This is a genomic window from Nonomuraea sp. NPDC050783 (assembly GCF_040802095.1).
Classification (GTDB): domain Bacteria; phylum Actinomycetota; class Actinomycetes; order Streptosporangiales; family Streptosporangiaceae; genus Nonomuraea.
Map to the genome: position 1 here is coordinate 14,336 of NZ_JBFAHK010000020.1, position 24,018 is coordinate 38,353.

The window sequence follows — 24,018 nt, forward strand, 5'->3', positions numbered from 1 at the left end:
TGAAGATCCCCTCCATGACCGGGCAGGACACCGGGTACGACTGGGCGTGGCGGGGCGCGACCCGGCGCTTCCACGACGCGCCGCTGGTGGTGCCGGCGAGAGAAGGGGCGGAGCGGCTTCTCGGGCGGCGGGGCCGCCGCCCGGGGAGCGGGCGGGGGGCGGCGTGAGCGGGGTACCGGTGGAGGAGGTCGCGGCGGCCTACGGGCTGGGGGAGCCGGTCGGGCCGGCCACGTACGCGGCACGCGGCGAGCTGGGGCGGATCTGGCGCCTGGACACCCGGCGCGGCTCCTGGGCGGTCAAGGAGGCGCTGGTGCCCCTGCGGGAGGCCGACGCGCGGGCGGACGTGGCGTTCCAGCTCGCCGCGGCGGAGGCGGGCGTGCGCCTGCCGCGGCCCGTGCGCACGGTGTCCGGGGACGTGGTGGCCGGCGGGCGGTGGCGGGTCTACGAGTGGGCCGAGCTGGAGCCGTCGGCGCGGGTCGGCGCGGTCGAGCTGGGAGCCGTCACCGCCCGGCTGCACCTGGTCGGGCATCCGGCTCAGGGGCCGGCGGCGGCGTGGTTCGCCGAGCCGGTCGGGCACGCGGGATGGGCGGCGCTGGCGGCGGCGGCCGAGCGGGCGGACCCTTCGGGACAGAGGGCGGGGCGGCCCTCCGGCTCCGGGAAGGGGACGGGACGGGAAGGTCGTCCCGGGGTGGACGCAGGCGACTGGCGGGAGGCGTTCCGCGAGGCGCTGCCGGAGCTGGTCGCGCTGGACGAGCTGGTGGTGCCGCCCGACCCGGCGGCGCTCGTCACCTGCCACCTCGACGTCAACCCCGAGAACGTCCGCCGCGCCCGCGACGGCGGGGTGGTGGTGCTCGACTGGGAGAACAGCGGGCCGGCGATCCCGGGGTGGGAGCTGGCCAAGGTGCTCGCCGACCTGCCCGAGGAGGACGCCGGGGTGGCGTACCGGGCGTACCTGGAGGCGGGCGGCCCGGCGCGGGTGCGCGAGGCGGCCGACTTCTCGATGGCCGTCGCCGAGCAGGGGCACCTGCTGGAGTTCTATGCCGGGCGGGCCCTCGCCGGCGAGGGGGAGGAGTCCGGGGAGAACCGGGCCAGGGCGCGCGACCGGCTGTGCGCGATGCTCGCCCGCCCCCTGACCAGGGCGAGGATCGACCGCCTCCTCGACCGCTGCCGCCAGGCGGGGTGACCGCCGTACTGGCTGACCGCTGAGCCGGCTGACCGCCGGACTGGCTGACCGTCGGGCCGGTTGACCGTCGGACTGGTTGACCGTCGGGCCGTGACCGCCGGGGCCGCTCGGGCCTGAGCGTTCTGAGCAATCTCTGAGAATCGCCCGCGCACACTGCCGTTGTCCTTTCAACCACCCGGCGAGGGAGGCGGCAGTGCCCCACGACGTCCTGGACTACCTGGTGATCGGCGCGGGCCCGGCGGGTCTGCAGCTCGGCCACCTCCTGCAACGCGCGGGGCGGGACTACCGGATCCTGGAGGGCGGCCCCGTCCCTGGCGCCTTCTTCCTCGGCTTCCCGCGCCACCGCACCCTGATCTCCATCAACAAGAAGAACACCGGCTGGGACGACCCCGAGCTGAACCTGCGCATGGACTGGAACTCCCTGCTCACCGACGACCCGGACCTGCTGTTCACCCGCTACAGCGACCGCTACTTCCCGCACGCCGACGACATGGTCCGCTACCTCGGCGACTTCGCCGCCCGCGCCGGCCTGGCCGTCACCTGCGACGCCCGGGTGACCCGCATCGCCCGCCCGGAGCCGCCGGACGGGCCGTTCGAGGCGACCGACGCGCACGGCCGGACCCACCGGGCCCGGCGGGTGATCGTCGCCACCGGCGTCAGCCTCCCCAACGTCCCGCCCATCCCCGGCGTCGAGACCGCCGAGCTCTACGGCGAGGCCACCGTCGATCCCGCCGCCTACCTGAACCAGCGGGTGCTCATCATCGGCAAGGGCAACTCGGCCTTCGAGACCGCCGACAACCTCATCGAGACCGCCGCGGTCATCCACGTCGCCGGCCCCAACTCCGTCCGCATGGCCTGGCGCACCCACTACGTCGGCCACCTGCGCGCGATCAACAACGGCCTGCTCGACACCTACCAGCTCAAGTCCCAGAACGCGCTGCTGGACGGCCACGTCCGGCGCATCGCCCGCCGCCCCGACGGCACCTACCTGGTCACGGTCGCCTTCATCCGGGCGGACGAGGTCACCAAGGACATCCCCTACGACCGCGTCATCCTGTGCACCGGCTTCCGCTTCGACGCCTCGATCTTCGCCGACGGCTGCCGTCCCGACCTCGTCATCGACGGCCGCTTCCCGGCGCTCACCCCGGCCTACGAGTCGGTCAACGTCCCCGGCCTGTACTTCGCCGGCACCATCACCCAGTCCCGCGACTTCAAGCAGGGCACCAGCGGCTTCATCCACGGCTTCCGGTACGGCGCCCGCGCCCTGCACCGCGTGCTCGAACAGCGCCACCACGGCGTGCCCTGGCCGGGCGTCACCCTGCCGGCCGAGCCGGCCGCGCTGGCCGGGGCCGTCCTGGACAGGGTCAACCGCACCTCCGCGCTGTGGCAGCAGTTCGGGCTGCTGGCCGACGTCATCGTGCCCGGCGGCGACGGCACCGCCCGCTACCTGGAGGAGGTGCCGTACGACCTGGAGGGCCCGCCCGTCGGCGAGCACGGCCACTTCACGATCACCCTCGAGTACGGCCCGGACCACGACAAGAACGACCCCTTCGACGTCACCGTGACCCGCATCGGCCAGGGCGACGCCGCCCGCGCCCACGAGGGCCACTACCTGCATCCCGTGGTCCGCCACCACCTGCCCGGCCGGCCGCCGGCGGTGCACCACATCACCGAGAACCTGGAGAACGAGTGGAACTCCGAGGAGATCCACGCCGCGCCGCTGCGGGAGTTCTTCGCCCGCCGGACCGCCGCCCTCCTGCCGCGATGAGCGCGCAGCCGCGAACTCTGCGCGAGTTCGAGGAGGCCGCCCGCGCCCGCCTCGACCCCGTCCACTACGACTACGTCGCCGGCGGCGCCGGGGACGAGATCACGGCCCGCGCCAACGAGGACGCCTTCGCCCGGATCGGCCTGCTGCCCCGGGTGCTGCGCGGCGCGGGCCCGCCCGATCCCGCGATCACCCTGCTCGGCCGGCCCGCGGCCCTGCCCGTGCTCGTCGCGCCGACCGCCTTCCACCGGCTCGCCGACCCCGAGGGCGAGCGCGCCACGGCCCGCGCCGCGGCCGCCGCGGGCACCGTCATGATCGTCAGCATGGCCTCGACCGTCGCCGTCGAGGAGGTGGCCGCCGCCGCTCCGGGCGCCCGGCTGTGGTTCCAGCTCTACCTGCAGCCGGACGCCGCCTTCACCGACCGGATCGTGCGGCGCGCCGAGGCGGCCGGCTGCGAGGCCCTGGTCGTCACCGCCGACTCGCCCGCGCACGGGACGCGCGAGCGCGACCTGCGCAACGGCTTCCACGACCTGCCCGCGCACCTGTGCTGCGAGAACCTGCGCGACCCGGCGGAGGGCGGCCGGGTGCGGCCCATCGTCATGAGCCCCGAGCTGTCGTGGGCCGACCTCGACCGGCTCAGGAGGGCCACCGGGCTGCCCGTCGTGCTCAAGGGCGTCACGCATCCCGGGGACGCCCGCCTCGCCGTGGAGCACGGCGTCGCCGCGATCATGGCGTCCAACCACGGGGGGCGGCAGCTCGACACCGTTCCCGCCGCCGTCGAGCTGCTGCCGGACGTCGTCGCGGCCACCGGCGGCGCCGTGCCCGTGCTGCTGGACGGCGGGGTGCGGCGCGGCACCGACGTGCTGAAGGCCCTCGCCCTGGGCGCCGCCGCGGTCGCGGTCGGCCGCCCGGTGATCTGGGGGCTGGCCGCCGCGGGCGAGCGCGGCGTGAGCCGGGTGCTGGCCCTGCTGCGCGCCGAGTTCGAGCACGCGCTCGCGCTGTGCGGCTGCGCCTCGCCCGCCGACCTCGGCCCGGACCTGGTGCGGCGGCCATGCCGGTGACGATCGTGATCGGGCTCGCGCTGGCCGCCGCCCTGGCGAGCCTGCCGTGGTGGCTGCCCGGCCGGATCGTCGCGCTGCGGGTGCGGGTCTTCCAGCGGATCAACGGCGACGAGGGCATCCCCGTGCCCGGCCCCCTGGCCGGCGTCGAGCGCTTCAGGGAGCTGTACGCCCACCCGGCCGCGACCGGCCGCAGCGAGGGGGCGGCGCTGTCGGACCTGTTCTGGTACTGGCTGGCTCCCGGCCCCGAGATGCACCAGGAGCACCTGGAGGCGGGGGAGCGCTACGACGCCGTCGCCCGCGTCACCCGCGCCCTGCTCGCCGTGCCCCGCCCCGAGGCCGCCGAGCTGGCCCGCCGGTGCGCCGCCCGCGCCCTCGCCGGGGTGGCCGGCCGGGTCCGGCTGCGCGACCTCATGATGCCGCTGTGGGCCGAGTTCTCCTACGAGCTGGTCTTCGCCGAGCCCTGCCCGCCCGAGGCCCGCGACCTCGTCGTGGCCAACGCCGACGACGTGGTCACCGCGCTCAAGTGCTGCGGCCTGCGCCACATGGACCGCCGCGAGCGCCTCACCAGGTATCTGCTCGGCCGGCTCCCCGACGTCCGGGTGCCCCTGCCGGCCGGCCTGACGCCGCTGGAGCAGGCGTACCACCTGCAGGGCGCGTTCTTCAACACGGCGGTCGTCCAGCTCTCGGAGGCCATGGCCCATCTGCTCATGACGCTCGCCCAGCACCCCGGGGCGCAGGAGGAGGCCCGCCGCGGCGACGACCGCCATCTCGACCGCGTCATCGCCGAGTCCCTGCGGCTGCACCCGCTGTTCGGCATCGCCCACCGGGTCACGACCGGCCCCATCGACCTCGGCGGGCACGTCATCCCGGCCGGGTCGGTGCTCTGCTTCGACTACCCCGCCTTCCACCGCGCCGGGCACGACGACCCCGGCCGCTTCGACCCCTCCCGCTTCGACCCCGCCCGCCTGGACGGGCCCGCCAAGGACCTCAACCACATCCCGTTCGGCGTGGCCGCCAACCGCCCCTGCCCCGCCTGGCGGCTCGCCCCCCTCGCCATGCGCGCCGCCGCCCGGGAGGTGCTCGGACGCTACGCCCTGGCCTCCTCCGCCGCCCACACCCGCTCGCTGCCGAACCGGGGGCCCTGCCTGCTCACCCCGCTCGGCGGCCCCGGACCCTCCCGCGCCGCGCTGGCCCGCATGCGGCTGCGCGACCGCTGGGAGGACGTCTGGCGCGGCCTCGTCCAGCTCGTCCTCGGCACCTTCATGGTGTGGGACGCGCGCCGCCTGCGCCTGTGCGAGCGCCACTTCGCCCGTACCACGGACCGCTGACCGTTCTGACCGTTCTACGGAGAGACCGGATGCCGCTGCTCATGACCGCCCCTGACCCGAACCTGGCCCTCGTGCTCCAGGTCCTGCCCGCCCTCGTCGTCATCCTCGTCGCGGCCGCCGTCTGCGGCCGGCTGGCGCAGCTCGTCATGCAGCCGCGCGTGCTCGGCGAGATGGTCGCCGGCGTGCTGCTCGGCCCCACCCTGCTCGGCCGGCTGTTCCCGGAGGCCCAGGCGGCCCTGTTCCCGCCCACGGTCCGGCCCGTCCTGTACGTGCTCAGCACGATCGGCCTGACCCTCTACATGTTCCTCGTCGGCGCCGGCCTCGACCACGGCGCCCGCACCCCCGGCGAGGTGCGCAAGGCCGGGGTGCTGGCCGCCTCCGGCATCCTGCCGTCCATGCTGCTCGGCGTCGGCGCCGGCCTGCTCCTGCACGGCACGCTCTCCCGCCCCGACGTCGGCCCCCTCCCGTTCGCCCTGTTCGTCGGCGGCGCCCTGTCGCTGACCGCCTTCCCGATGCTGGCCAGGATCCTGTACGAGCGCGGCCTGGAGAACTCCCCGCTCGGCCGGCTCGCGCTGCTGGCCGCCTCCATCGACGACGCCCTGGCCTGGTGCCTGCTCGCCGTCCTGTCCGCCATGCACCTCGGCACCGGCCCGTCGGGGGCGCTGCCCACGATCGTGCTGACCGCCGTGTTCGCCGTCGTCATGCTCAAGGTCGTCGCGCCCCTGCTGCGGCCCCTGGGCCGGACGGTGGCCCGCACCGGCCGGTTCGGCCCGAACGCCATGTACGCGGTCGTCCTGGTCCCGCTCGCCGCGGGCTGGGTCACCGACTGGATCGGCGTCTACTCGGTCTTCGGCGGCTTCTTCGCCGGCCTGGCCATGCCCCGGGACCCGGTCTTCCGCCAGGCGCTGCACGGCCGCATGATGGAGGTCGTCTCGACCCTGCTGCTGCCGGTCTTCTTCACCTTCTCCGGGCTCAACACCCACCTCGGCGGCATCGTGGGCGGCACGATGCTGGCGGCGTTCGCGCTGATCCTGGCCGCCGGGTTCAGCGGGAAGTACTTCGGCTGCTCGCTGGCCATGCGGGGGCTCGGGTTCGGGTGGCGGGAGTCGTACGCGGTGGGCGCGCTCATGAACGCCCGCGGCCTGATGATCCTCATCTTCATCAACATCGGCCTGGCGCAGGGCATGATCACCCAGGAGCTGTTCGCGATGCTCGTGCTGGTCGCCGTGCTCACCACCGCCGGCGCGCTGCCGCTGTACAAGCTGGCGCTGCCCGACCGCCTCGAACCGGCCGCCCCGCGACCCGCGCAAACCCCGTTCGTCAGGACCAATTCCTGACGAACGCCCAGCTCAGGGCGCGGGTATCGGGATCACCCGCGAAGTGGACCTGGCATTTACCTGACATCGATGTCAACGTGGTCTGGTGGCTGGCACACCGGACACGGCCGACCCCTCCTCCCGTCGGCTGCTGCTGGTCGAGGACGACCGCGAACTGGCACACCTGCTGGTGGAGCTGTTCGCCGAGGAGGGGTACGCGGTCGATCTGGCCACGGAGGGCCAGCGGGGGCTGCACCTCGGCCTCAGCCGCTCCTACGACGTGCTCATCGTGGACCGCGGCCTGCCCGCCATCGACGGGATCGACCTGCTGCGGCGGCTGCGCAGGCAGGCGGTCGTCACGCCCGTGCTCGTGCTGACGGCCTTCGGCACGGTCGCCGACCGGGTCGCCGGGCTGGACGCGGGCGCCGAGGACTACCTGGTCAAGCCGTTCGACGTCGAGGAGCTGCTGGCCCGGGTGCGGGCCCTGCGCCGCAGGAACCTCGACCAGGCCGCGCTGCTGCCGCTCGGCGCGGGCTGGCTGGACGCCGAGGCCCGTCTCGTCCGGCTGCCCGGCGGCGGGCAGGTCACGCTGTCGGCACGGGAGTGCCGGCTGCTCAGCGCCCTGGCCGTGCGGCCGCGCCAGGTGCACACCCGCGCGTCGCTGCGGCAGCGGGTCTTCGACGGCGCGCGCACGGAGTCGATCGTGGACACCTACGTGTACTACCTGCGCAACAAGCTGGGGCCGGACGTCGTGCGCACCGTGCGCGGCGTGGGCTACCGCCTGGGCGGGCTGTGATGGGCCGCGCGTTCACCGCCCGCCGGCGGCCCGGCGGTCCCTGGGACGGCGGGGTCGGCCGCCGTCCCCGCGACGGTCACGGGCCGGAGCGGCGGCTGCTCGTACGCGCCCGGCGCAGGCTCACCGTGCAGGTCGCCGCGGCGGTCTCGGCCGTGCTCGCGGCCGTCGGCGTGCTGGTGCTCTGCTTCATGACGCACGGCCAGGACGAGGCCGCCCGCCGCGACCTGGCCGCCGCCGCCCGGCACTCGCCCGTCGCGTACCCGCCGCCCTGCGTGTGGCTGTTCGAGCGGGCCGCCGGGTGGGAGCTGGCCTCGCCCGGCGCGCCCGCCGGCCTGCCGGTACGGGCCGAGCTGGACCGGGTCGCCGCCGGCGGCGAGCCGCGCGTGACGCGGGCCGAGGCGGCCGGCCGGGAGTACCTGGTGCGTACCGAGCGCCGCGGCGGCCAGGTCGTCCAGGCCGTCATGGACCTGTACTACCCGGCCGCCGAGCGCGCCCGCCTGCTGCGCACGCTCGCCCTCGCCGAGGGCGCCGGGCTGCTGGCCGCCCTGCTGATCGGCCAGGTCGTCTCCCGCCGCGCGATCGCCCCGCTCGGCGAGGCGCTGGCCCGGCAGCGCCGCTTCGCCGCCGACCTCAGCCACGAGCTGCGCACCCCGCTGACCCGGCTCAACACCCGCGCCCAGCTCCTGGCCCGCAAGATCCGCGGCGGCGGCGACCCCATCCTGCTGCTCGACGAGGTGGACCAGCTCGTCACCGGCAGCGGGCAGCTCGGCGAGGTCGTCGAGGACCTGCTGCGCTCGGCCCGCTTCCAGCAGCTCGACCGGCCCTTCGCCCCCGTGGACCTGGCGGCGCTGGCCGCCGAGCAGGTCGTCGCCGAGGGCGCCCGCGCCCAGGCCGCCGGCGTCGTCATCGAGCTGCGCCGCGACGACGGCGACCGGCACCACGTCGTGCGCGGTGTGCGCTCCGCGCTGCGCCGGGTGATCGCGGCCCTGCTGGACAACGCCCTCGGCCACACCGCGCCCGGCGGGCACATCTGGGTGACGCTCGCCGCGCGCGGCGGCGCCGTCGAGCTGACCGTCAGGGACGACGGCGCCGGGCTCGACCCCGCCGACGCCGAGCGCCTGTTCACCCCGTTCGTGGGCGGCGGGTTCGGGCTGGGGCTGGCGCTGGTCCGCGAGGTCGTGGCCGGCCACGGCGGCACCGTCACCGCCGACGGCCGCCCCGGCGGCGGCGCCGCCTTCACCCTGCGCCTTCCCGCCGTCCTGCCCGCCGTGGACGCGGCCCCGGAGCCGGCCCGCCCCGAGAAGGAGCCCGCCTGAGGCGCATCTTCGCGCCCGCACGGGGTAAGCGGGACGGAATGCGGATCGAGGACTGGTTCCTGACCGAGGAGGAACGAGGCAACCGGGAGACCACGCTCGCGCCCTGGTCGACCGGCAACGACGTGCGCCCGCTGGTCCACGGGGCCACCTACTTCGCCGAGCTGCGCTCCTGCCTGGAGCAGCTCGGCAAGGACGACCTGCTGCTGTTCGCCGACTGGCGCGGCGACCCCGACGAGCGCCTGACCCCCGACGGCCCCACGGTGAGCGCCGCCCTGGCCGCGGCGGCCGAGCGCGGCGCCATCGTCCGCGGCCTCATCTGGCGCTCCCACCTGGACCTGCTGCGTTTCAGCTCGGCCGAGAACCGCCACCTGGGCGAGGGCATCGAGGCCGCCGGCGGCCAGGCCCTGCTGGACACGCGCACCAGGCCGGGCGGCGCCCACCACCAGAAGTTCGTCATCCTGCGGCACGACCGCGACCCGTCCAGGGACGTCGCCTTCGTCGGCGGCATCGACCTGTGCCACAGCCGCCGCGACGACGCCGACCACCTGGGCGACCCGCAGAGCTGCCCCATGCCGGACGTGTACGGCCCCCGCCCGCCCTGGCACGACGTCCAGGCCGCCATCCACGGGCCGGCCGTCGCCGAGGTCGGGAAGGTCTTCTGCGAGCGCTGGCAGGACCCCGCCCCCGAGACCCGCGACCCGCTGCGCCGGCTGCGCGACCACTTCAACCGGCTCGACGACGCCCCGCCGCTGCCCGAGCCGGGGCCGCCCCCGCCGCCCGCCGGGCGGCACGCCGTGCAGCTCCTGCGGACGTACCCGTCCAGGCGCGCCGGCTACCCGTTCGCCCCGGACGGCGAGCGCAGCATCGCCCGCGCCTACCGCAAGGTCCTGGCCCGCGCCCGCTCGATCGTCTACCTGGAGGACCAGTACCTGTGGTCCACCGAGGTCATCGAGCCGTTCGCCGAGGCGCTGGAGCGCGAGCCCGGCCTGCGCATGATCGTGGTCGTGCCGCGCCACCCGGACCAGGACGGCTGGCTGGCCGGCCCGGCCAGCCTCATCGGCCGCGCCGACGCGCTGGCCCGGCTGCACTCGGCCGGCGGCGACCGGGTCGCCATCTACGACCTGGAGAACCACCAGGGCACCCCGATCTACGTGCACGCCAAGGTGTGCGTGGTGGACGACGTGTGGGCCACGATCGGCTCCGACAACGTCAACCTGCGCTCGTGGACGTACGACTCGGAGCTGAGCTGCGCGGTGCTGGACGAGCGGGAGGACCCGCGCCCGCCGCACGGCGCCCGGCGCTTCGCCCGCGACCTGCGGCTGACCCTCATGGCCGAGCACCTGGACCTGCCCGCCGGCGAGCAGGACGAGCTGTGCGACCCGGCCGCCGCCTTCGCGGCGTTCGAGCGGGCGGCGTCCCGGCTGGAGGAGTGGCACCGGGGCGGCCAGGCCGGGGCCCGCCCGCCGGGCCGGCTGCGGCCGCACCCGCCGCCCACCCTGTCCCGCCTGCAGAAGGTGATGGCGATGCCGCTCTACCGCTTCGCCGTGGACCCCGACGGACGGCCACCCGCCCTCCGCCGGTCGGGCGGGTTCTAGCGCGCTGCTAGGGTGCGGCGGATGAGCAGCGCACACGACGACGAGAACGGGCAGCGGGCGAAGGGGCGCGGCGTGCTGGTCACCGGCGCCTCGCGCGGGATCGGGCGGGCCGTCGCGGCCGCCTTCGCCGAGCGCGGCGACCGGGTGGCCGTCCACCACCGCGACTCCGCCGGGCAGGCGCGCGAGCTGGCCGGCGAGCTGCCCGGCACGGGGCACGCCGTCGTCCAGGCCGACCTGGCCGACCCCGGCGAGGTGCGGCGCATGGTCGACGCGGCCGCCGAGGCGCTGGGCGGCATCGACGTGCTGGTCAACAACGCCGGGATCTTCCTGAGCCACCCGGTGACCGAGGTGGGCTACGAGGAGTGGCAGGACCACTGGCGGCGCACTCTCGACGTCAACCTGATCGGCCCCGCCAACGTCACCTGGTGCGCGATCCGCCACATGCCGGCCGGGGGCCGGATCGTCAACGTCTCCTCGCGCGGCGCCTACCGCGGCGAGCCCGACGGCCCGGCCTACGGCGCCAGCAAGGCGGGGCTCAACGCGTTCGCCCAGTCGCTGGCCGTCGCGCTCGCCCCGCACGGCATCGCGGTCGCCTCGGTGGCGCCGGGGTTCGTCGAGACCGACATGACCGGCGAGCACCTCAAGGCGCCGGGCGGCGACGCCATCCGGGCGCAGAGCCCGTTCGGGCGGGTGGCGCGGGCGGCGGAGATCGCCGCGGCCGTGGTGTACCTGGCCTCCCCGGAGGCGGAGTGGGCGAGCGGCGCCGTCCTGGACCTCAACGGGGCGTCCTACCTCCGCTGACCCGGCCCGCTGACCCGGCCCGCTGACCCGGCCTGCTGATCCGGCCCGCCCGCGGGCGGGAGATGTGCGTTGTCCCGTGATTTGTCGGAAGCGGCGGCTATTGTGGCTCCAGGACACTGCGGCTACTCGCTACTGCGACGACTCGCTCCGGAGGGGACGGCGTGGCCAGAGGATGGGGTTGGGCACTGGCATCGCTGGTCGCGTCGGTCGGGGTCCTGCTGACCGGTTTCACGCTCTACGTCCAGCTCGGCGCGGTGGCCGCGGTCGTGGTGGTCCTGCTCGCCCCCATCATCCTGTGCGGCTTCGTCGTCGCCCACGACGTGTCCCTCCACCGCCGGTCCCAGTCGGAGGAGGCGCTCCGGCTGGACGCCGAGCGCGACCACGTCCGGCGTACGGTCGACCTCGTCATGGATCCCGAGCTGACCCCCGCGCAGCGCCTGGCCGTGCTCGACTGCCACATCCCCCGGCTGGGCGGCGCCCCCCGCACCTCGCCGCTGCGCGAGCGGTTCGTGGCCGTCGCCGAGCTGCCCGCGCCGGGCCGGGCCCTGCTGGAGCGCGCCCGCCGCGCCGTCGCCGTCGTCTACGGCTCCGAGGCCATGCGCCGCCGCCTGCTGGACGTCGTGGCCAACGAGGTGCTGCTGCCCCTCCAGATCTGGGAGATCGCCCGGCTGCTGCGTGCCCACGCCGAGCTCCAGCACGAGCAGGACCTCGCCCGCCGCGGCCTGGTCACCGACGAGCTGCGGGCCGTGCTCGACCCGCAGCAGGAGGCGCTCGACCGCTCCTCGGCCGCCGTCACGGCCCGGGTCGAGGGCCTGGAGCGCTACGCCCGCCGCGTCCAGGAGACCGACGCCGCCCTGCGCGCCCGCGCGGCCCTGGACAACAACCACAAGTACCGCGCCCTGCTGGCCCGCACCGACGACGCCGAGGGCATGGACGCGCTGGCCGCCCACGGCGACGCGCTGGAGGAGACCCTGGCCAGGAGCGTCCGCGAGGCCATCGAGGCCGGTCAGACCCTCGCCGTCTGAGGCCCCCGCCCGGCCCCCGGGCTCCCGGGTGACCGTCCTGCAAGCCCCTCGCAAGCGGGCCCGCCTACGCTCGGTTCCCCGGCGGTCGCGGGGAGGCAAAGGCCGCCGGTCTGTATCTGACGCCCTCGGGGACGCTCTGGACTCGTGAGGCGAGGGACCAGCGAACGGGAGACACCCCCATGCCCGAGACCCGGATGACCGCGGACGACGTGCTGCGCATCGCCGCCTACAAGGACCGGAGCCCGGCACTGGAGGCGATGGTGATCGCCTACGCCTACCACCGGGTCGCGGGGGACCTCGCCGGTCAGCTCGGCCACGAGCGCAACAACTGGTACTGCTACGCCACCTGGACCTCCAAGGCCGTGGGCGAGAGCCTCGACCTCACGCCCGCCTCGCCGTTCATCGAGGACTTCGAGCGCCGCTTCCGCGTGCCGCGCCGCCTGCGCAGGCTCTTCCGGGCCGCGCTGCTCACCCTGCTCGGCCCCAGCTACGAGCTGGGCCTGGCGCTCGCCAACCGGGCGATCTTCCTGGAGACCGCCAGCCTGGCCGTCAACCTCTGGCAGGACACCCCCGACGGCTTCCTCAAGGTCAGCCCCGAGTCCGAGCTGACGCCGGCGCCGCCGGAGTTCCTGACGAGCCTGCTGGAGCAGGCCGACCCCCGCTACCTCAAGGACGCCGCCCAGCTCCTGCTGGAGGCCAGGGAGGCGACGGACCCCGCGGTGCGGGCCGAGCTGATGCTGGGCGCCAACATCGCGCTGTCGGCCTACGAGCAGAAACGCGCGCAGAAGGCCCTGGAGCTGGTGCTCTACCGGCCGGTCCGGTGGCTGACCCGGGTGTCGTGGCGCTCGCTGCGCTCGCTGGTGACCCACCGCCCGTTCCCCCGCTTCCGCCTGTACGCCGCCGGCCACGACGACCAGCCCTGGCTGACCCGCAGGCTGGAGGAGCTGTGGGCGGCGCTCTACACCCGCCACCTGTTCTACGTCCGCACCCCGCTCAGCGACATCAGGGTCGGCCGCCCGCTCACCCCGCCCGACGGCGTGGACCTCGACCGGGTCTGGACGCCGATCCAGGACGAGCGTGTGCGCAAGCTGGCCGAGGAGTTCATCACCGAGGACCGCGAGGCGTCCACGGCGGGGGTGGCCAACTGGGTGTCCTACCCCGACCGCATGCGCTTCATCGTCAGCTACTTCCGCGTCTACCAGACGGTGAGCGCCCTCTACCGGGTGCCCTTCGACGAGAAGATCGCCGCCGGCCTGGCCGAGGAGATGGCGCGCGGGCTGGTGCCCGAGGCGGTCGGCGAGATGTTCGACAGGGACCCGGGCCTGCCCACGATCAGGCGCAGGCTCTACCGCTACCCGGCCGAGACCGACCCCGACGCCTACGAGATGGCCCGGTTCGACTTCGAGCCGTTCCTGAAGGCGGTCCCGCTAGAGCGCGACGCCGGGTGAGCCGCCCGATGACTCAGTCGAGGAAGTCCCTGGTGATCTCGCGGGCCTGGAGCATGCCGCGCAGTTTGGCGAAGCAGCGGGCCCGCGTCGGCCCGATGCTGCCGACCGGCCTGCCCAGGCGGCGTGCCACGTCCACGTAGTGCGGCTCGGAGGTCTCGGTGAGCGCCCGAAACAGCACCTTCTGCGCGTCCGGCAGCCCCTCGACCAGCTCGTCGAGGGTGCCGGCCAGCCAGATCCTGGCCAGCTCCCTGTCGACGTCGTCGGTGCTGCCCAGCGTGTCGAGGTCGGGGGTGCAGATCTCCCGCGTCCTCTTGGTCAGCTTCAGGCACTCGCGGAAGGCGATCGTGGCCAGCCAGCCCGCCATGCGCCGGCCGTCGGCGACGCTCTTGAGGTTCTGCCAGGCCAGCAGCCAGGTGGTCTGCAGCACGTCCTGGGCGTCCTCGTGGCCGAGCCGGAAGCGGCGGATGCGCGCCTTCAGCATCGGGGTGAACTCCGCGACCAGTTGCTCCCAGGCGGCGGCGTCACCCTCCTGGGCGGCCGTCACCAGTGTGCCCGTGTCGGGGCGGTCGATGGTCGTCTCCACCTGCATCTCCTACTCCCCGCCGGTCCGGCTGCTCGGAAGGTCACGTCCGGCCGGCCACTCCACGGTCCGCCGGAAGATCCGCCGAGGCTGTCGCGGGAGTGACAGCCCAGGTGTGTTCCTCGTCACATGCGTACTTTGGAAGAGATCGCTTACCGGTTACTGCCGTGCCGCCGATTGCGGCCTAGAGTTCTGGCATGAACGGGCTCAGCGGGCTCCCGCAGGACGGTCAGCAGCTCGCCGACGTGCTGGCGGAGATCCCGCTGTTCCGCGCACTCGGGCAGAGCGGGGTCCGGAGCGCCGCCCGCGCGGGGCTGGCGCGCAGATACCGGTCCGGGCAGATCATCTTCCACCAGGGGGACCCGGGGGAGTCCCTCTACGCGATGCTGGACGGCCTGGTCAAGGTCGTCTTCACCACCGAGCACGGCGACGAGATCGTGCTCAACATGCTGAGCAGGGGCGACACCTTCGGCGAGATGGCGCTGCTGGACGGCTCGCCGCGCTCGGCGTCGATCGTCACCGTGCGCCCCTCGTGGGTGTTCGCGCTGCCCAGGGCGCGGCTGCTGGAGCTGATGCGCGAGCATCCGGCGCTGGCCGACGAGTTCCTGCACATGCTCGGCCACCTGGTGCGCCGGCTCACCGGGCAGGCGGCCGACCTGGCCTTCCTCGACCTGGGCGGGCGGCTGGCCAAGCTGCTGCTGGAGCTGGCCGGCAAGCACGGCAAGGCCGACGCGGTGGTGGACCTGCCCGGCCTGACGCAGTCGGACCTGGCCGCGCTGATCGGCGCGACCCGGCCGGCCGTCAACCGGGCGTTGCAGTCGCTGGTCGCGCGGGGGCTGATCGCCGTCGAGGGCCGGACGATCACGCTGCTGGACGTCGCCGCCCTGCGCAAGAGGGGCGGCCTCTGACCGAATCGGGAGTACGGGGACAATGAACCGACGCGAGCACGCCCACGAGCACTGGCCGGAGGAGAGGTTCCGGCGCCTGAGGCAGGCGGCCGACCCCGAGGTGGACGAGATCGTCGCCCGCTACCTGAAGGAGCGCGACGACGGGCTCGGCCCGCTGGAGCTGGTCAAGGCCGTGGTCAAGGAGCTGGGGGAGGCCAAGAGGGAGGCCAGGCAGCCGTCGGGGGAGCCGCCCGCCTCGGAGATCTTCGCCGCGCTCGACTTCGCCGCCAACCTGCCCGAGTGGGGCTGCGACGCCGAGCTGCTGGCCAAGGGCCAGGCGGTCTTCGCCGACTACGGGCTCTACCAGTCGGCCGCGCTGTTCTGCAAGTGCCTGCCGATGGCCTACGTCGAGGTCTCCAGCGCCCGGGTGCTGGCCGGGGTCTCGCAGCTCGCCACGCACAGCCTCACCCGCCGCGTCGCCGAGACCGGGCAGATGCTGGTGGACGTCATGGGGCTCAAGGCCGCCGACAGCCTGCTGCCCGGCGGACCCGGCAACACCACCGCGCTCGGGCTGCGCATCCTGCACTCGTTCGTGCGCGCCCTGGTCGAGGAGCGCTACGGCGACCACTGGGACACCGACCGCTTCGGCCCGCCGGTCAACCAGGAGCTGCTGCTGGCCACCCTGTTCGACTTCACCGTGGTCACCTGGGAGGCCCTGGAGACGATGGGCGTGACGCTGACCGACGAGCAGCGCGCCGCCCACCTCTACACCTGGAGCGTGTTCGGCCACCTCATGGGCGTGGAGGCGTGCCGCGACCGGCCGCTCACGCTCGACGACGTCGTCCCGGTCAGCGAGCGCATGGGCCGCCTGTACGAGGCCAGCCCCGAGGGCCGCCTGCTCATGGCCAGGCTGCTGGCGGAGATGGAGGAGTTCATGCACCTGGGCTGGCGCAAGCTGCCGCGCAGCCTGGTGCACTGGGTCTTCCGCGACGCCCGCTACGGCGCCGACCGGGTGCCCGAGCTGCTGGAGGTGCCGCCGCCCGCGTGGTGGTTCACCGGCCTGTTCGCGCTGGCCAGGAACGCGCACCGGCGGCCCTGGCTGGGCCGCCGGGCCGACGGCGCGGTGCGCTGGCTGATGCGCAGGGCCGGCCGGCACATCGTGGTGGCCCTGATCGACCGCTACTCCGACAAGCAGGCCGCCTTCCGCATCCCGCCCGAGCTGGCCGACGCCTGGCGGATCAGGCAGTCCAAGACGGCCGTCAAATCGCGTGAGATCCGGCGCGGCGTCCGCGACAATGTTCGCAAGGGCGTCAGCAGGAGCATCGGCACCATCGTCAGGGCGCCCGCGCAGGGGCGAGAGGGGCTGCGCGCGTGACTGTCCCGCACGAGCCGGGCACGCTCACCACGGCGACGATCCTGTTCACCGACGTGGTGAGCTCCACCGCGCTGCGGATCAGGCTCGGCGAGGAGCGCGCCAACGTCGTCTTCCGCCGCCTCTACCAGCTCCTCCGCTCGGTGGTGCAGGCCAACGGCTCGACGTTCACCAAGAGCCTCGGCGACGGCCTCATGGCCGTCTTCGGGTCGGCCACCGCCGGGCTGGACGCGATCATCGCGGTGGAGCAGGCGGTGGCCGACGAGAACGAGCGCGCGCTGGAGAAGATCTCCATCAAGGCCGCGCTGGCCGCCGGCGACGTCTGCTGGGGCCACGACGACGTGTCCGGGCTGCCCACGGTGGAGGCGGCCCGGCTGGTCGCCATCGCCGAGGGCGGCCAGGTGCTCTGCACCGACCTGGTGCGCCGGCTGGCCCAGGGGCGCAGCCGCCACGAGTTCAAGGACCTCGGCCGGCTGCCCGGCAAGGGCCTGCGCGAGCCGATGCACACCTACGAGCTGCACTGGCAGAGCGCCGACCACCACCGCAGCGGCGTGCTGCCGGCCTGGCTGGACGGCGGGCAGGCGCTGCCGTTCGTGGGCCGCGGCCAGGAGCTGCGGGAGCTGGAGGCCGACCTCGCGGCGGCCGAGTTCGGCAACGGGCTGGTGATCCTGCAGGGCGGGCCGGGCGTGGGCAAGACCCGGCTGGCGTCCATGGTGGCCAGGGCGGCGCTCAAACGGCAGTTCACCGTGCTGGCGGGGCGGTGCACCGACCCGGCGCGGCAGGCGTACGAGCCGGTCGCCGACGCGGTCGAGCGGCTGGCCCGCACCTCGCCCGCGCTGCTGCTGCGGGCCGGCGTCGACCAGCGGTGCGGCCAGCTCGTCCGGCTGGCGCCGTCGCTGGCCGCGCCGCCGCTGTCGCTGGAGGTGCCGCCCGCCACCGAGCCGCTGTCGGAGCGCTACCACCTGATGGCCGCGGCCCGCACGCTGATCGAGCGGCTGGCCACCGTGCGGCCGGTGCTGCTGATCATCGACGACCTGCAGTGGGCGACGCTGGAGTCGCTGCAGATGCTCAACGCCCTCATGTACGACGCCGACGCGATGCCGCTGCTCATCCTGGCCACGTCCCGGCCGGTGCCGGTCGAGGCGGCCGTGCCTGAGCTGCACAAGCTGACCGCCGACGGCCGGGTGGTGCAGGTCTCCCCGTTCGGCCTGGACGAGGTCTCCGACGTGCTGGCCGAGCTGCGCCCGGACGCCGACGCCGAGCTGCTGCACCGCGTCACCGGCGGCAACGCCTTCCTCGTCAGCGAGCTGGCCAGGGAGCTGGCGGCGGGCAAGGAGCTGGACGAGCTGGGCGTCCCCGACTCCGTCACCCGCATGGTCAGGGCCCGCCTGGCCCAGCTGCACGCCGACGCCCGCGAGCTGGTCAGCATGCTGGCCGTGGGCGAGCACATGGAGTCGGCCGAGCTGCGCGCGGCGCTCGGCCTGGACGAGGCGTGCTTCGTCGCGGCCGTGGAGGAGGCGGTGGGCGCCGGCCTGGTGACCATGTCCGACCGCGGCACCTGCAGCTTCTCGCACGAGCTGACCAGGAACGCCCTGTACGCGACGCTGTCGCCGCTCCGCGCCGGGCTGCTGCACGGGCGGGTGGCCGACGCGCTGTGCGGGGCCGACCCGCGCGCCATGCAGTCGCGGCCGTACGTCGTGGCCCGGCACCTGCTGGCCGCCGCCGAGCACGGCCGCGACCCGGCCCGGGTCGGCGCGGCGGCCGAGGCCGCGGTCCTGGCCGCCGAGCACGCGCTGAAGGGGCTGGCCCACCGCGAGGCGGTCACCTGGTACCGCCGGGTGCTGGACCTGCTCGACGGCTTCCCCGGCGCGTCCCCGGAGCGGCGCGCCGAGCTGCTGGTGGAGTGCGGCCGGGCGATGTGGCTGGCCGGCCACCCGGAGGCCAGGGCCACCCTCGGCCAGGCCGCCGACCTGGCCCGCGAGTGCGGCCGCGGCGACCTCGTCGTCACCGCGGCGCTCGGCGGCGTCGCCTTCTCCGGCATCAACGCCGCCCTCGACCCGCAGCGCATCGCGCTGCTGGAGGAGGCGCGCCGGCAGGTCGACTCCACCGACGTCAGCACCCGCGCGCTGCTGGCCGCCAACCTGGCCGCCGAGCTGATCTGGGCGCCCGACGGGGAGCGGCGCTTCGCGCTCAGCGACGAGGCGGTGGCGCTGGCCCGCAAGACCGGTGACCCGCGCACGCTCGCGCTGGTGCTGTGCCTGCGCAGCCTCACCATCATCCCGGCCGACCCGCTGCACCAGCGCCACCGCGACGGCGACGAGATGCTGGAGGCGGCCCGCCGCACCGGCGACGACCTCGCGCTGTTCCACGCCTACGTGCAGCGCACCCCGCCGATCCTCGACAGCGGCGACGCCGCCCGCGCCGCCACCCTGCTCGACCGGGCCGACGAGCTGGCCCACCGGCTGGCGCAGCCGCACCTGCACTGGCAGGTCGGCTACTCCAGGGCCGGGCTCACCCTCATGCAGGGCGACCTGGCGCAGGCCGAGGCCGAGGCCGAGGCGGCGCTGCGGCTCGGCATGCAGATCGGCCGCCGCCTGGAGGCCGTGGCCATCTACTCCGAGCAGATCGCCGAGATCCGGCGGTTGCAGGGGCGGCTGTGGGAGCTGCGCGACCGGCTGCGCCGGGCCGGACAGGCGCCCCGCGCCGACCCGGTGCACGCGGTGCTGCGCTACCTGTGCGAGCTGGCCGACGAGGAGGCCGCGCCGCTGCTGGAGCGCATCCTCGCCGACCGGGGCGCCGCCCCGCCGCGCAACATGGCCCACCGCACCGCCCTGGACAACCTGGCCGTGGCCGCCTGCCGGCTGGGCCGGCCCGAGCTGGCCGGGCGGCTGTACGACGCGCTGGCCGGCGAGGGCGAGACGTTCGGGCACGCCACGGTGGCCCACCACTGCGGCCACCACTACCTGGCCCACCTGAGCGTGACCGTGGGCGAGCCGCGGCGCGCGGCCGAGCACTTCGAGGCCGCCGCCGAGGTGCACGAGCGGCGCGAGGTGCCGCTCATGCTCGCCGAGTCGCTGCTGGACTGGGCCGACCTGCTCGACGGCGGTCAGGTGAGCGGCCCCAAGCCGGCCGACCTGCGCGGCTGGTGCGCGACGCTGCTGGCCGGCCGGGGCGCGCTGCTCCTGGACCGCCGCCTGCGCTGACCCCGCCCTCACTCCTTCACGACGATCTTGCTGAGCACCACGAAGCCGCCGAGCGCCCCCGCGGAGCCGGCGGCTGTCGTGGTGGTGAGGTTGACCACGAGGTCATAGGTGCCGGGGTCGAGCCGGCCGCGCATCGGGATGGAGGCGGTGTACCGGCCCGAACCCGGGGTGAACGTCATCTCCACGGGTGGCGACGGATGCCGGGTCTCGCCGCCGCCCAATAAGTCGGCGATGATCTCCAGTTGCCATCGGCCCTGCAACCAGTCGATGAGCTCGCCGGTGACCTCCCAGCTCACGTCCACGGTCCATCCCTCGCCGCGGCGCACCACGTTCGTGGGCTGCGCACCCGGATCGACAACCTGGCCGTGAAGGGCGCCGGCCAACTGCTCGGCCGGCACCTTCATCACCTGGAACTCTCCGGTCGCCATCTGCTCTCCTCCGGGCTTCGGTGACTGGTCCCCGTGTGAAGGAGCAGAGAGGCCCCACCGGCGGCCAGATACGTCTCCTTTCCAAAGACCGCGCCGGATCCGGGTGCCGCGGCTCGGGTCAGACGCCGCCGATCATGACGAGGTCGCCGGGGCCCGCGGTGACGACGGATTCGCCGTTCAGCGTGACCCGGGCGGCCACGGCCGAGGACAGGTGGCCGTTGACGCCCTTGACCACCAGGTCGCCGAGCGCGCCGCCGGTCAGCCGCAGCACCGCCGCGCCGCCGTCGGCGGTCACCAGCTCGGCGTCCCCGTACGGCGTCCGCACGCCGACCGGGCCCCGGTTGCCGGTCCGTACCAGCACGGTCAGGTAGTGGACGTCCCGCTCGGGATGGCTGCGCAGGTAGGCGTCGGCGTCGCCGTAGCGGACCAGGCCGGGGCCGGGGTCGGCGGGCCCGGCGCTCGCGGACTCGTACGGGGCGAGCAGGGCGCACGGGGCGCCGTGCTCGTCGGCCCGCGGGGCGGGCCCGTCGAGCACCACCCGGCCGCCCGCGGCGGCGTAGCCGGCCAGCAGCCGCTGCACGCGCGCGTGCATGAACGGCCCGCCGGGCGCCGTCACCGACCGGTGGGCGGCCAGCTCCGCGGCGCTCGCCCGCTCCAGGTCGAGCAGGGCGTAGTCGTGGCCGGCCGCGCGCATCCGCTCGTGGAAGGCCAGCAGCGCCCGCCCGCAGCCCGGGGCGCCGGGGCCGGCCAGCGCGCCGATGCCGGCGTAGGGCAGGTACAACCCGAAGGCGTGCTCCGCCGCGGGCACGCACTCCAGGAACTCGCCGCCGTGCCGGGCGAAGAAGTCCGCCAGCGCCCGCACCACCGGCGCCTTGGCGCTCGGCGTGCCGTCCGCGCCGATCGGCGGGCAGTCCGGGTACGGGCCGGGCCCCGACCCGTCGAGAGCGGGGTCCCAGCCCGAGGTCGCGACCCCGGTGTAGACGTTGACGCCGGTCGCGCCCGCCGCCAGCGCCAGCAGCGACTGGTGGAAGCTGGTCGCGGCGTCGGCGTAGGCCGGGTCGTACAGCTCGGAGAAGCCCCAGTTCTCCTCCAGGTTGGGGCCGGGCGCGCGCTTGGCCGCGATCACGTAGCGGGCGTGGGCGTGCGGGTCGGCCGAGACCACGCCCATCCAGTTGGTGAAGCCGTAGGAGATGCCGCCCCACAGCTCGGGCCGGACCCGGGCCAGCCAGTCGTCCAGCTCGGGGACGGTGGGCGGGTTGAGGTTGACGATCACCGGCAGGTCCGAGCCGACGGCCTGGGCCCAGACCCGGTAGACCTCGGCCAGGTACTCGGCGTGGCAGCGCCCCCAATCGGCCAGGGCGCACGGCTCGCCGGGGCCGCCCCTGGGCGGCTCGACCTCGGCCCAGCCGCGGTACGCGGTGCCGTACGCGCGGTTGCAGGCGTCCAGGTCGCCGTACCAGGAACGCAGGCGGTCGCGGAAGAACGCCAGGCCGGAGGGGCTGTAGTCGTAGGCCGTCAGCGGCAGCGCGCCGCTGGTGTAGACGCCCTCGTTGGCGATCTGGAGCGCGACCACGGGATGCTCGCCGGCCAGCACCTCCTTGCCCACGGCCGACAGCCACTGGGTGGCCCGGGTCAGGAACGCCGCGCCCAGCGGGGCCGGCAGCGTCCTGGGCGGGCGGCCGGAGGCGTCCGCCCAGCGGGACGGCTCGCCGCGGGCGTCCAGCAGCGGCTCGATCGCCGGGTCGTCCTCGGGGCACACCCAGTCGGGCAGGCCGCCGTAGTCCACCTCGGCGTGGATGAACGGGCCGGGCTTGGCCAGCACCCCGAGGCCCAGCTCCCGGCAGAGCGCCAGGAAGCCGAGCACGTCCCTGGACGGGTGGGTGGCGCCGGTGAAGTCGGGCGCCGTGCCGGGATCGGGCTGGTGGTGCCGCCAGGGCAGGTAGCAGGTGACCACCTCGATGCCGAGCTCGTCCCGCACGGCCCGCAGCCGGTCCGCCCAGACGGCCGGATCGTCGCGGTAGTAGGGGTAGTCGGCGGTGACGAGCACCCGCGGCACGCCGTCGACGACGGCGACCCCGTCGCGGACCTCGATGATCACGTCCGGTTCCTCCTCTAGCCCTTGAGCCCGGTGAAGGCGATGCCCTGCAGGATGCGGCGCTGGAAGACCAGCAGCACCGCGATCACCGGCAGGACGGCGAGCGTGGCGCCCGCCATGATGTAGTAGGCGCGCCCGCCGTCGGGGCTCGCCACGAGCTGCTGCAACGCCAGCGGCAGCGTGTACAGCTCGGGGTCGTTGGTGACCACCAGCGGCCACACCAGGTCGTTCCAGTGGAACAGGAAGCTGGTGATCGTGACCACGGCCAGCACCGGCTTCGACAGCGGCAGCACGATCCGCCAGAAGATCTGCATACGGCCCGCGCCGTCGATGAGCGCGGCCTCCTCCAGCTCGCCGGGGATGGACAGGAAGAACTGCCGCAGCAGGAAGATGTCGAGCACCGAGGCGATGTTCGGGACGATGAGCCCCCACCCGGAGTCGAACATGCCGAGCGCCTGCGTGACGTGGATGCGCGGCACCAGCAGCGTGATCGCCGGCACCATCATGCCGCTCAGCATGACGACGAACAGCTTGTCGCGGCCGGGGAACGGGATGCGCGCGAAGGCGTAGGCGGCCAGCGCGTCCACCAGCAGCTTGGCCGGCACCAGCACCGCGCACACCCAGACGCTGTTGAGGAAGGCGCGGCCGAGCCCGCCGACGTCCAGCACGTAGCGGTAGTTGTCGAGCGTGGCCGACCACGCGCCGGTCTTCCTGTCCAGCGGCAGCAGGCTGGGCACCTTGGTGTAGATGTCGGGCCCGTGCTTGACCGAGGTGGCCAGCATCCACAGGAACGGCACCACCGACACGGCCGCCAGCAGCACCAGCGCGACGTAGACGGGCCACTTCCTCACGACGCCTCCTGCTTGACGAAGCGGAACTGCAGCGCCGTCACGATGACGATGAAGACGAGCAGGATGAACGACATCGCGCAGGCCGCGCCCATCGCGTCGTAACGGAAGGCGAACAGGTACAGGTGCAGCACGTACGTCAGCCCCGACTGCTCGGGCCCGCCGGTGACGCTGCGCCCGTTGCCGGAGAAGATCACGTACACCAGGCCGAACACCTGCAGCGCCGCGATGACCCCGGTCACCAGCAGGTAGAACGTGGTCGGCCTGAGCATGGGGAAGGTCACCCGCCAGAAGCGCTGCCACGGCCCGGCGCCGTCGATGACGGCCGCCTCCCGGATGGCGCCCGGGATGCCCTTGAGCCCCGCCAGATAGATGATCATCGAGATGCCGCACTGCCAGGCCGCGATGAACGCCAGCGCCGGGATGACCAGCTCGGGGGTGTTGAGCCAGTTCTGGCCGGGGATGCCGGCCAGGCCGAGCAGCGCGTTGATCAGGCCGTACTGCGGGTCGTAGAGCCAGCGCCAGATCGCGCCGACCGCCGCCTCGGCGGTGACCACGGGCAGGAACAGCAGCAGCCGGAACAGGTTCGCGCCGCGCCGGATCGTGTTGAGCAGCAGCGCCTGCGCCAGCGCCGTCACCAGCGTCAGCGGCACGGCCAGCAGCGTGTACTGCAGGGTGACCCGCACCGACTTCCAGAAGTGCGGGTACGTGACGTCGTCGAAGAGCAGGTCGGCGTAGTTGGCCAGGCCCACCCAGCTCGCGTCGGTACGCAGGTTCCAGTCGGTGAAGCTGTAGTACAGCGCCGACAGCGCCGGGTAGAGCAGGAAGACCAGGAAGTAGACCAGCGCCGGGGCCACCAGCAGCAGGCCGACGAGGTGGTCGCGCCGGCGGCGGCGGGACGGGCGGCGGTGGGCCCGCGTCCCGGGGCCCGCCGCCACCCGCGCCCGCCGCGACAGGACGGGAGCGCCCAC

20 protein-coding genes are annotated in these 24,018 nt (G+C 74.6%); 15 read left to right on the forward strand and 5 right to left on the reverse strand.

What is annotated here, in order from left to right; all coding sequences use genetic code 11:
- The first annotated feature begins 14 nt into the window (after positions 1–14).
- From AB0H75_RS38190 to AB0H75_RS38245, 12 genes are all read left to right on the forward strand, one after another.
- Positions 15–167: a hypothetical protein gene (locus AB0H75_RS38190; protein ID WP_367804547.1), complete on the forward strand. Its 153-nt coding sequence runs from the start codon at positions 15–17 to the stop codon at positions 165–167.
- Positions 164–1,183, forward strand: coding sequence for a phosphotransferase (locus AB0H75_RS38195; protein WP_367804549.1), 1,020 nt, complete (start codon positions 164–166; stop codon positions 1,181–1,183). Before AB0H75_RS38190 ends, AB0H75_RS38195 begins: the two co-directional genes overlap by 4 nt.
- Positions 1,184–1,376: 193 nt before the next feature.
- A complete protein-coding gene (locus tag AB0H75_RS38200; RefSeq protein WP_367804551.1) occupies positions 1,377–2,951 on the forward strand; it encodes an NAD(P)-binding domain-containing protein in 1,575 nt (524 codons plus the stop codon).
- A complete protein-coding gene (locus AB0H75_RS38205; RefSeq protein WP_367804553.1) occupies positions 2,948–4,009 on the forward strand; it encodes an alpha-hydroxy acid oxidase in 1,062 nt (353 codons plus the stop codon). Before AB0H75_RS38200 ends, AB0H75_RS38205 begins: the two co-directional genes overlap by 4 nt.
- A complete protein-coding gene (locus tag AB0H75_RS38210) occupies positions 4,000–5,337 on the forward strand; it encodes a cytochrome P450 (RefSeq protein WP_367804555.1) in 1,338 nt (445 codons plus the stop codon). The genes AB0H75_RS38205 and AB0H75_RS38210 overlap by 10 nt, the downstream gene beginning before the upstream one ends.
- A gap of 29 nt (positions 5,338–5,366) precedes the next feature.
- Positions 5,367–6,674 carry a cation:proton antiporter gene (locus AB0H75_RS38215; RefSeq protein WP_367804557.1) on the forward strand — a complete coding sequence of 436 codons (1,308 nt, stop codon included), beginning with the start codon at positions 5,367–5,369 and terminating at the stop codon, positions 6,672–6,674.
- A gap of 85 nt (positions 6,675–6,759) precedes the next feature.
- Positions 6,760–7,449, forward strand: a complete 690-nt coding sequence (locus AB0H75_RS38220; RefSeq protein WP_367804559.1) for a response regulator transcription factor — start codon at positions 6,760–6,762, stop codon at positions 7,447–7,449.
- Positions 7,449–8,765, forward strand: a complete 1,317-nt coding sequence (locus AB0H75_RS38225; RefSeq protein ID WP_367804561.1) for a sensor histidine kinase — start codon at positions 7,449–7,451, stop codon at positions 8,763–8,765. Before AB0H75_RS38220 ends, AB0H75_RS38225 begins: the two co-directional genes overlap by 1 nt.
- A gap of 38 nt (positions 8,766–8,803) precedes the next feature.
- The gene (locus AB0H75_RS38230; RefSeq protein ID WP_367804563.1) at positions 8,804–10,360 is read left to right on the forward strand and encodes a phospholipase D family protein; all 1,557 of its coding nucleotides are present in this window, start codon (positions 8,804–8,806) and stop codon (positions 10,358–10,360) included.
- Positions 10,361–10,381: 21 nt separating this feature from the next.
- Positions 10,382–11,161, forward strand: coding sequence for an SDR family NAD(P)-dependent oxidoreductase (locus tag AB0H75_RS38235; RefSeq protein ID WP_367804565.1), 780 nt, complete (start codon positions 10,382–10,384; stop codon positions 11,159–11,161).
- A gap of 161 nt (positions 11,162–11,322) precedes the next feature.
- A complete protein-coding gene (locus AB0H75_RS38240) occupies positions 11,323–12,186 on the forward strand; it encodes a hypothetical protein (RefSeq protein ID WP_367804567.1) in 864 nt (287 codons plus the stop codon).
- A 179-nt stretch (positions 12,187–12,365) separates the two neighbouring features.
- Entirely contained in the window at positions 12,366–13,634 is a 1,269-nt protein-coding gene (locus AB0H75_RS38245) for a hypothetical protein (protein ID WP_367804569.1), read from the forward strand.
- Positions 13,635–13,647: 13 nt separating this feature from the next.
- On the opposite strand, the gene AB0H75_RS38250 is transcribed toward AB0H75_RS38245, so the two are convergent.
- On the reverse strand, positions 13,648–14,217 hold the full coding sequence (locus tag AB0H75_RS38250; protein ID WP_367804571.1) for an RNA polymerase sigma factor: 570 nt from the start codon (positions 14,215–14,217) through the stop codon (positions 13,648–13,650).
- Between the two features lie 194 nt (positions 14,218–14,411).
- Between AB0H75_RS38250 and AB0H75_RS38255 the strand changes: the two genes are divergently transcribed.
- Genes AB0H75_RS38255 through AB0H75_RS38265 form a run of 3 tightly spaced genes read left to right on the forward strand, consistent with a single transcriptional unit; the run spans position 14,412 to position 19,676 of the window.
- A complete protein-coding gene (locus AB0H75_RS38255; protein ID WP_367804573.1) occupies positions 14,412–15,122 on the forward strand; it encodes a Crp/Fnr family transcriptional regulator in 711 nt (236 codons plus the stop codon).
- Positions 15,123–15,144: 22 nt separating this feature from the next.
- On the forward strand, positions 15,145–16,476 hold the full coding sequence (locus AB0H75_RS38260; RefSeq protein ID WP_367804575.1) for an oxygenase MpaB family protein: 1,332 nt from the start codon (positions 15,145–15,147) through the stop codon (positions 16,474–16,476).
- Entirely contained in the window at positions 16,473–19,676 is a 3,204-nt protein-coding gene (locus AB0H75_RS38265; RefSeq protein ID WP_367804577.1) for an AAA family ATPase, read from the forward strand. The genes AB0H75_RS38260 and AB0H75_RS38265 overlap by 4 nt, the downstream gene beginning before the upstream one ends.
- 8 nt (positions 19,677–19,684) lie before the next feature.
- On the opposite strand, the gene AB0H75_RS38270 is transcribed toward AB0H75_RS38265, so the two are convergent.
- From AB0H75_RS38270 to AB0H75_RS38285, 4 genes are all read right to left on the reverse strand, one after another.
- On the reverse strand, positions 19,685–20,104 hold the full coding sequence (locus AB0H75_RS38270) for a hypothetical protein (RefSeq protein WP_367804579.1): 420 nt from the start codon (positions 20,102–20,104) through the stop codon (positions 19,685–19,687).
- Between the two features lie 118 nt (positions 20,105–20,222).
- Positions 20,223–22,202, reverse strand: a complete 1,980-nt coding sequence (locus tag AB0H75_RS38275; RefSeq protein WP_367804581.1) for a beta-galactosidase — start codon at positions 22,200–22,202, stop codon at positions 20,223–20,225.
- A gap of 14 nt (positions 22,203–22,216) precedes the next feature.
- Complete coding sequence (locus tag AB0H75_RS38280) at positions 22,217–23,050, reverse strand: carbohydrate ABC transporter permease (protein ID WP_367804583.1); 834 nt, start codon at positions 23,048–23,050, stop codon at positions 22,217–22,219.
- Positions 23,047–24,018 carry a carbohydrate ABC transporter permease gene (locus tag AB0H75_RS38285; protein WP_367804585.1) on the reverse strand — a complete coding sequence of 324 codons (972 nt, stop codon included), beginning with the start codon at positions 24,016–24,018 and terminating at the stop codon, positions 23,047–23,049. Before AB0H75_RS38285 ends, AB0H75_RS38280 begins: the two co-directional genes overlap by 4 nt.